The organism is Neoroseomonas eburnea (genome assembly GCF_018129005.1).
GTDB lineage: Bacteria > Pseudomonadota > Alphaproteobacteria > Acetobacterales > Acetobacteraceae > Neoroseomonas > Neoroseomonas eburnea.
Window position 1 is genome coordinate 1 of the sequence record NZ_JAAEDL010000080.1, and the last position, 1232, is coordinate 1232.

A 1232-nucleotide genomic window follows, 5' to 3' on the forward strand; every position below is an offset into this window, starting at 1 on the left:
TGGAGTGGGCCCCTGGAGGCGGACAGGTTCAGGCGGCTGATTTGACCGGCGGCCGGGCGTGTTGCTCCTCGAACTGCACGGGGCTGAGATAGCCGAGGGCCGAGTGCAGGCGCTTTTGGTTGTAGACCTCCTCGATGAACCGCGGCAGCTCCGTCACGACGTCCTCGAAGGTCTCGTAGGCCATCGGGTAGACGCCCTCGACCTTCAGCGTCTTCATGAAGCTCTCGGCGCGGGCGTTGTCGTAAGGGTTGCCGCGGCGACCCATCGAGCCGACGAGGCCAGCCTCGGTGAGCAGCTCGCGGTATTTCCCTGCAGCGTACTGCGAGCCACGATCGCCATGGTGAATGCATCCGGGTGGTGGACGTCGGCATTCGAGGGCGGCGCGCAGGGCGCCAAGGGTGAGGCGGACATCGATGGAGCGCCCGATCGCGTAGCCGATGACGCGCCGGGACCAGGCGTCGAGGACGATGGCCACGTAGGCGAAGCCGCTCCGGACCGCGACGTAGGTGATGTCGACGAGCCAGAGCTGGTCCGGTCCCCCTGGTTCGAAGTCGCGTGCGAGGTTCGGAAAGATCGGGCCGTCGTGCGCGCTGTCGGTCGTAACGACGTGGCGGCGGCGCATCCGGGGCTGCAGGTCGTGCTCCCGCATGAGGCGCCGGATCTTCTTGTGATTTGCGACGATCCCCTGCTGCCGCAGCGCGGCCCGCACGCGACGCCAGCCATACGCCTCGAACTCGCCGGTGATGGCCGAGATAGCCTCGACGAGGGCCGTGTCATCGGTCTCGACCGGCGGCGGGCCGTAGACCGTGGAGCGGGCGATCCCCATCAGCCGGCAGCCTTGGGCGACGGAGAGACCGCGGGGCCGGTGATGGCGGACGTAGGCCTGTTTCTCGGCGTGGCTCCGGAGCGCAGCGCCCCCTTTAGAAACTCGAGCTCCAGCGCCTGCTTGCCCACCAGGCGCTCGAGCGCGGCGATCCGCGCCTCGTAGGCCTGGAGCAGGTCCGCCGCGTTCGCGTCCTCGTCGAAGGCACCAGCCTCGTATTTCTCGACCCAGACGCGGACGAGGTTGCGGGAGATGTCGTGACGGCGGGCGAGCCCGTGGAGGGTCTCGCCGCCCAGGTATTCCTGCGCAACCTGGCGCTTGAACTCGACGCTGTGGGACCGGTGTCTCGCCATGGGCTTCCATCCTTCGAAAGCCCGGCACCCCGGTCAAACCATTCCTCGTCCCCTGT

General features: G+C 68.1%; 1 protein-coding gene and 1 pseudogene. Both read right to left on the reverse strand.

Translation table 11 applies throughout. From position 1 onward, the window contains the following. Window positions 1-28: 28 nt before the first annotated feature. Window positions 29-1054: an IS3 family transposase gene (locus tag GXW74_RS27720; RefSeq protein ID WP_456306999.1), complete on the reverse strand. Its 1026-nt coding sequence runs from the start codon at window positions 1052-1054 to the stop codon at window positions 29-31. After that, a pseudogene (locus tag GXW74_RS28830) lies at window positions 964-1176 on the reverse strand (transposase); the annotation flags it as partial. The pseudogene GXW74_RS28830 and the gene GXW74_RS27720, both read right to left, overlap by 91 nt. Between the last annotated feature and the right edge of the window lie 56 nt (window positions 1177-1232).